This window comes from bacterium, assembly GCA_037131655.1.
Taxonomy (GTDB): Bacteria; Armatimonadota; Fimbriimonadia; order Fimbriimonadales; family JBAXQP01; genus JBAXQP01.
The window spans coordinates 1-7,258 of record JBAXQP010000139.1 but is presented as its reverse complement, the minus strand read 5'-3'; the positions used below and the strand labels follow the sequence as shown (position 1 = coordinate 7,258).

The following is a 7,258-nucleotide window of genomic DNA, read 5'->3' as shown; positions in this document are numbered from 1 at the left end:
AACTATGGCTGGTCTCGAAGTCGAAGCGGTCGACCAAAGTTCAGTCGGAGACGTACTTGATGTCAAGGTCACCCCAAACCGTGGTGATTGCCTCAGCATCGTTGGATTAGCAAGAGAAATAATCGCCCGCTTAGCGGATAATTGCGAACCAACCGAGCTTTGGAACCAATTTCAAAATGGTTTTGGAACCAAAGAGGCTCCTCTATCTCCTGGGGATACACCTAAGTATGCTAAGATCGAGATTGATGACCCCAACCTATGCCCCAGATACTCTGCACGAATTATCGAAGGATTCAAAGTTACCCCATCACCTATCAAAATTCAGTTGCGCATTGAAGCCGCCGGTCTTCGTCCTATTAACAATATCGTCGATGTGACGAACTACGTGCTGCTTGAACTTGGTCAGCCACTGCACGCTTTCGATCGCAACAAGATTACTGACCATAAAATCGTTGTGCGCCAAGCAAATAAGAACGAAAAAATTTCCACTATCGATGAAGTTGAACGCGAAGTATGCCCACCGATGCTGATGATTTGCGATTCAGAGAAACCTCTTGCAGTCGCAGGCGTGATGGGTGGGTTTACTTCTGAAGTTACTCAAAGCACATCCAGTGTGTTATTGGAATCGGCTCATTTCAACCCTTTATCTGTCCGCCGAACGCGTAATCTCTTAGGGATCAATACTGAATCTTCCTATCGTTTTGAACGGTTTGTTGACCCTGAATTAGTTCCGATAGCTTCTTATAGAGCCTGCCAATTGCTGGCGGAGTGGAGCGGTATTGAAGCAATTCCCGGCATCATCGACCTCTATCCCAAGCCGATTGCAACTAAAACCATCGAGCTGCGAATGGATCGTGCGGATAAGCTTTTGGGAATGGAGGTTGCGCCTCAAAGTGCGCGTGAATATCTTACTCGTCTCGGATTTGAGGTTAGGAAAGCTGCGCCACGTAGATTTGTAGTCACAGTGCCTACTTTCCGAGGTGATATTTCTCGTGAAGAAGACCTTATCGAAGAGGTCGGACGTATTCATGGGTATGATAAGATCCCTGAAAAATTACCGGAAGGCACGACAACTCAGGGTAAACCCTCTGATATCAACGCCTTCAATGATCGCTTGCGATCCGAACTAACAAGAAGTGGGCTTATTGAAACAATCAGTCACTCCTTAGTCACCAACTCCCCACTTGATCCACCTGAGGTAGTCCCGATTGCCTTACGTAATCCGATGCGTCCTGACATCAATTTATTACGCCCAACATTATTATCCGGCCTTGCCGAATCGGCGCTTAAAAATATTCGACGCGGTATGTCTGATTTAGCCTTATTCGAGATTGGCCATTCCTTTCACTTGGCTAATGGCGAATATCTGGAGGGATTATCCGTTGCTTTCTTACTCACAGGTGCTGCTGAACCACCCCATTGGGAAAGCGGAAGACAGATCCGAGAGTTCAACTTCTATGATTGCAAAGGAATTACCGAGCAGGTATTCTGCGCCTTAGGCTTGAACGATCAAGAATATCTCCCTTTGAACGATCTCCGCTTCCACCCAGGCCAATCTGCAATGGTTATCGAGCATGATTGCGAGGTTGGACGCATTGGACAAATGCATCCTGATATTCAAGCTCAATATGATTTTCAGCGCCCTGTGTTTTTAGGTGCGTTTGATATAGATCAACTAATGCGTGTCAGCTCGGCATCAATTAAATATCAGCCAATCCCGCGCTTCCCAGGCGTTCGTCGAGATATTGCATTTGTGATTGATAAGTCCATCCCATGGATGAAAATCGAAGCCACGATCCATCAAGCTGCCGGCACTCTCGTTGAAACCGTAAGACTTTTTGACATCTACACAGGCCCCCCTGTTCCTGAGGGCAAACACAGCCTTGCAGTCACCCTGACAATACGAAAATCTGACGGCACGTTTACCGAAGATGAGATCGTCGCCTACATCGACTCAATCCAAGTCCGCCTAAGAGACGAATTAGGATCTACGCGTAGAACGTAATTAGCAAGCAGCTTTTAGTAGTTCGCCCGTCATATCTGTGTCATTGCGAGGCTGATTGTACCGAATCAACCTTCTTCTGACTTTACTGAGAGTTACGTACTATTTACAAGACAGATTCTTCGCTTTGCTCAGAATGACACAACCCAATATCCGCTTCCCTGAGTAGGCCGTCAGGCCATATCGAAGGGTTCCGAAGACAAGTCTGGCGAATTTATTCGCATCTCCATGTAGGGGCAGTGCTTGCTCTGCCCTCCGGAGGGCGCAGCAAGCGTCGCCCCTACAAGAGTCCACGCAGGTTGGACTTCGCCAATATCAGCTGCGGTTTCAACCGCCAAGCCCCCCCTCAATATCCGCCTCCCTGAGTAGGCCGTCAGGCCATATCGAAGAGTATCCGGACGCCCCCTCCTTCCCTCTCCAGATCAGATTCGGGAGAGGGTTTCGGAATCCATTTATCTTCTTTCAAGCATAACTTCTACTGTATTGGTACCAGTTTGAGTTATACCTCGCAATCCTGCAGTCGAAGAGTTTAGCGGTGGAATGGAACATTCAATCAGCGGAACTACGATTCAAGAGTTGCTTGACGTAGTTTATTGACAGACGACATTTTCGACGTGGTGATACTGACGGTATGATGCTTAGCGGTGAGATATTTCTCGAAGAAGGCCTAATAACACATCTGCAGTTGCAGGACGCTCTTGCACACCAACATGAAAACGGTGGCAAAGACACCATTGGAACTGTTCTCGTTAAGTTAGGGTTGATATCCGAACGTGATCGTGTTCGATGCCTTGGCAAACAATGGGGTGTTCAATTTGTCGACCTAGCCACAAACACACCTACTTCATCAGAGCTTGACTTAATCCCAGGCGAGACAGCGCGTCGATATAAAGTCGTTCCTGTTTCTCATGACGGGTTCCGGCTTGTTGTGGCGATGATCAATCCGCTTGATATCTTTGCGATTGATGAAATCCGGTTAATAACAGGCCTTGACGTCGAGCCGATGATTGCTACTGAAGAAGATGTGTTGAGCATCATCCAAGACCACTATAAAGACAACGTCGGCATGCATGACGCCGTCAATAAAGTGATAGGCGATTTCCAGTCAGGCGATATAGAGATAAGCGATGCCTCTAATGAGGATGAACTCAGTGTTGAAGAACTCCGCGAGCTTGGTGAAGAAGCGCCAATTATTCGCCTTGCAAATCTTATCATCACTCAAGCGATTAATGATAAAGCAAGTGACATTCATATCGAGCCAACTAAAGACTGCCTCCAAGTCCGCTATCGCATCGATGGCATTATGCTCGATGGTATGACACTACCTAAGAAAGTCTCAGCGCCATTGACTTCACGATTTAAGATTATGGCCGAAATGGATATTGCCGAAAAGCGTGTGCCTCAGGATAACCGTATCAGCGCGATTGTCGGCAGTAAAGAATACGATTTCCGTGTCTCGACATTACCGACCGTTAACGGCGAAAAGATCGTTATGCGCGTTTTGGATAAGGCAAATGTATCGGTCGGTGTTAAGAAGCTCGGCCTCATGAATGACACGCTGACGCTTCTTAAAAAGCTCTACTCAAGAACCTATGGGATCCTACTTGTGACCGGGCCAACCGGTTCAGGAAAGTCGACGACACTATATTCAATCCTTTCTCAAATTTGCACGGGGCAAACAAACATCATCACAATTGAAGACCCTGTGGAATATGAAGTTGGGGGCATTAATCAGGTCCAAGTGAATGTCAAGGCAGGAATGACCTTCGCCGCAGGCCTGCGGGCGATGCTAAGACAAGACCCTGACATCATCATGGTTGGTGAAATGCGTGACCGTGAAACGGCAACCATCGCGATGGAGGCGGCGCTAACAGGCCACTTCGTTCTATCGACTTTGCACACGAACGATGCGCCCAGCGCTGCGACCCGTTTAATTGACATGGAAGTCGAGCCATTTCTTATTGCATCGTCAATCATTGGTGTTCTAGCCCAGCGTCTAGTGAGAACGCTTTGCCCTAAGTGTAAGAAGAAAGTCTCAGAGTCGAGAGCAACTTTTGAACGTTTCGGTTTCAGCGTTCCTATTGGTAAATTAGAATTAGGAGACTTGTCAATCGATATACCAACCAGCGGACCGGTAGAAATGTACCAAGCTGTAGGATGTGATTCTTGCAAAGGTTCCGGCTATAAAGGACGAATGGGTATCCATGAATTGATGGAAATAACCGATGATATACGTGATCTTGTTCTACAAAAGACACCATCACATATGATACGTCAACCGGCAGTTGAGAATGGAATGCGGACTTTACAAGTTGATGCAGCCTGTAAGGTGCTTCTTGGATTGACATCACTCGAGGAAGTCGTGAGAGTACTTTATGCAGGTTAAGATAGTTTTAAATATTTTCACAAGTGGTAGGAGTAACTAGTTAGATGAGCGAGACAATTGCAGCTCAACAAGATGTAAGAAATATTACCAGACGCATTCGCGAGGTAGCTGCGCTGCCACAAGTCGTATTCCAGATAATCCAACTAACGGATAACATGGCCACGTCGGCTCGCGACATCGAAAGGGTCGTAAGTGTTGACCCCGGTTTGAGCACACGCATCTTAACTCTTGCTAATTCGTCATATTACGCGCTACCACGTAAAGTAACATCCATTCGTGAAGCGGTTGTCTTTTTGGGATTCAGGGCTATTCGCCAACTCGCAATGACAGTCGGTTGCTTTGAACTTTTTGTTGGTAAAAGCGACCGATCCAGCCTCTGGCACCGTGAACGATGGCGCCATGCATTGAGCGTAGCAAATTATTCGCGCTCACTAGGAGCTGTTGTTCGAGATTGCTTACCGGATGAAGCCTACGCAGCTGGCCTTCTACACGATATTGGCAAAAGCCTTCTCTGCCGATATGGTGGAACCGACTACTTAAAGGTAGAGGACTTGATTAAAACAGGGGTCCCTACGCTTGAAGCGGAAATCACAATTTATGGTTGCGATCATGCCATTCTTGGCAGAGAGGTTGCCGCTCAATGGCACTTCCCAAAATCTCTTGCTGATGCAATAGGCACACATCATGAGTTCATCAGCGACGTTGAATCACCTGTGTTAACAGCCACTATCGCAACGGCAAATGCTATCACCCACTTTGTAAGCGAGCATCAAGAAGAGAATGATGATGAAGTCTCCCCTCTGGTTGCTATCCCAGAGTGGGCTAAACCAATTCTCAATACAAACGACGATTCTTTATTGGCTTGGGTAAAAACATGCCGCGAAACACTTGACGCCGCGACATCTTTATCGAATGTTCTGTAGTTAGTTATGAATGTAAATATGGGTATCGGCTTTCCTGAGAGTACATAAATATGGAAGAACAAAAAATTGACTGGCGGTCACTAGTTCCAGCCGAATTCCGAGGAAACCCGGGTGAGGAATCATCTGGCGCCGATATACTTCAATTTGCTTACGGTGACGAGAACCATAAAAGCAGTATTGATCCGATTCATTTAGACGACTTGCTCCGTGAAACTATCGAGCGAAAAGCATCGGACCTACATCTTACTGTAGGTTTGCCACCAATGATTCGTCTTGATGGCGAACTCGTGCAGCTTCCATATGAAAAATTATCTGGGCATGACACCCGGCGTCTGATCTATGAAGTCCTCAATGATGCTCAACTCAATCAATTTGAAATCACACACGACCTGGATTTTTCTTATGGAATAACCGGTATAGCTAGATTTCGTTTTAATGTGTATCAACAGCGCGGGGCAGTAGGCGCTGCAATGCGCGCTATTTCTTCACGTGTTCCCAGTATTGAAGAACTTCGTCTTCCGCCTATCGTTCGTGAGCTTATAAAGCGTAACAGCGGTCTCATCCTTGTAACTGGCAGTACAGGTTCAGGCAAGTCAACCACGATCGCTTCGATGATTGATGAAATCAACACAAACCGGCAGATTCACATTATGACAATTGAAGATCCTATCGAATATCTTCATACCCATAAGAAGGGCATGGTTAACCAAAGAGAGGTTCTTAGAGATACTGATAGTTTCGCTAACTCCTTAAAAGCAGTCCTCCGTGAAGACCCTGATGTAATTTTAATTGGTGAAATGCGTGATCTGGAGACAATCCAGGCAGCGCTGACATTAGCTGAGACAGGACACCTCGTTTTTGCTACACTGCACACAAGAAACGCGCCTCAAAGTATAGATCGTATGATAGACGTCTTCCCTGCTCACCAGCAGGAGCAAATACGCGTTCTCTTAAGCAATACTCTAGAAGCGGTCATTTCGCAGCACTTGCTTGTCAAGCTTGGCGGAGGTCGTATTGCCGCAATAGAAGTCCTTATTGCAACAGCAGCTATTCGCAACCTAGTTCGCGAGGCTAAAACCCATCAGATATACAGCGTCATGGAAACAAGCGCCCAACAAGGGATGATAACGATGGACCGTGTTCTAGCAGAGCTTCATCGGAGCGGTCATGTAAGTTACGAGGAAGCAGCAACGCGTGCAATTGACAAGGAAAACTTCACCCGCTTCGTCAGAGGCGGCTAGTTAGTAATAAAAAAAGGGCGCTCTATGAGCGCCCTTTTTTATAACCCATGAACACCAGTTCTCTATTTCATTGACGGGTATGCGTCTTTGCCGCCGGTTGTCAAACCGTTGACATTGTTGGAGCCATCAATATCCATCACGTTGATATTCCCAACATTATTCCCACCTGCTACACCCGAGTTGGAAATGTAGATAATTTTGTTGCCATCGGATGAAATTGAAGGATAGAATTCACCAGCAATGGTATCAGTCGTCAACTTTAACTGGTTAGTTCCGTCGGCATTCATTATCCAAATGTCACGGCTTCCACCTCGTTCAGAGCAGAACACAACTTTTGTGCCATCAGGACTGAAACGAGGATCGCGATCATCATAACTATTGATTGTCAACTGAATTGCTGTATCGTTAGTACGATTGTACAGCCATAGTTCAAGTTTTCCGCCGCCGCCTTTGCTTGAGGCGAAGATAACCTTTGTGCCGTCAGGACTAATCGCAGGCATACTTTGATCGTATGAATTAAACGAGCTGTCTTGAATCAATCGAGTAGGATTGGGTTTGCCACTTGTCCAAATTGAATCATCCGTAATATAAATTCCGTGAGCAATCAAGTCACTCGGTACAGATCTCGATCTCGTCGAAGTAAAGGCGATGGTTCTTATTCCACTCACTGCATTACTGATACTTGGCTCTGAATCTTGCCAAGGAC

The 7,258-nt window shown here is 46.4% G+C and carries 6 protein-coding genes; 4 read left to right on the top strand and 2 right to left on the bottom strand.

What is annotated here, in order from left to right; all coding sequences use genetic code 11:
* The coding region (gene pheT, locus WCO51_07725) for a phenylalanine--tRNA ligase subunit beta (GenBank protein ID MEI6513150.1) at positions 1-2,005 on the top strand (2,005 nt) is incomplete at its 5' end.
* 170 nt (positions 2,006-2,175) lie between these two features.
* On the opposite strand, the gene WCO51_07720 is transcribed toward pheT, so the two are convergent.
* The gene (locus tag WCO51_07720; protein ID MEI6513149.1) at positions 2,176-2,340 is read right to left on the bottom strand and encodes a hypothetical protein; all 165 of its coding nucleotides are present in this window, start codon (positions 2,338-2,340) and stop codon (positions 2,176-2,178) included.
* 293 nt (positions 2,341-2,633) lie between these two features.
* On the opposite strand from WCO51_07720, the gene WCO51_07715 reads away from it, so the two are divergent.
* The 3 genes from WCO51_07715 (at position 2,634) to WCO51_07705 (ending at position 6,552) form a co-directional block, all read left to right on the top strand.
* A complete protein-coding gene (locus WCO51_07715) occupies positions 2,634-4,388 on the top strand; it encodes a GspE/PulE family protein (protein ID MEI6513148.1) in 1,755 nt (584 codons plus the stop codon).
* Between the two features lie 44 nt (positions 4,389-4,432).
* Positions 4,433-5,311: an HDOD domain-containing protein gene (locus tag WCO51_07710; protein ID MEI6513147.1), complete on the top strand. Its 879-nt coding sequence runs from the start codon at positions 4,433-4,435 to the stop codon at positions 5,309-5,311.
* 185 nt (positions 5,312-5,496) lie between these two features.
* Positions 5,497-6,552, top strand: coding sequence for a type IV pilus twitching motility protein PilT (locus tag WCO51_07705; GenBank protein MEI6513146.1), 1,056 nt, complete (start codon positions 5,497-5,499; stop codon positions 6,550-6,552).
* Positions 6,553-6,614: 62 nt separating this feature from the next.
* On the opposite strand, the gene WCO51_07700 is transcribed toward WCO51_07705, so the two are convergent.
* Positions 6,615-7,258: hypothetical protein (locus WCO51_07700; GenBank protein ID MEI6513145.1), on the bottom strand; the 644-nt coding region annotated here is incomplete at its 5' end.

Bases quoted from the DNA above. Each gene is read 5' to 3' on its own strand.
- WCO51_07715 (MEI6513148.1), top strand. From the start codon at position 2,634: ATGATGCTTAGCGGTGAGATATTTCTCGAAGAAGGCCTAATAACACAT.
- WCO51_07710 (MEI6513147.1), top strand. From the start codon at position 4,433: ATGAGCGAGACAATTGCAGCTCAACAAGATGTAAGAAATATTACCAGA.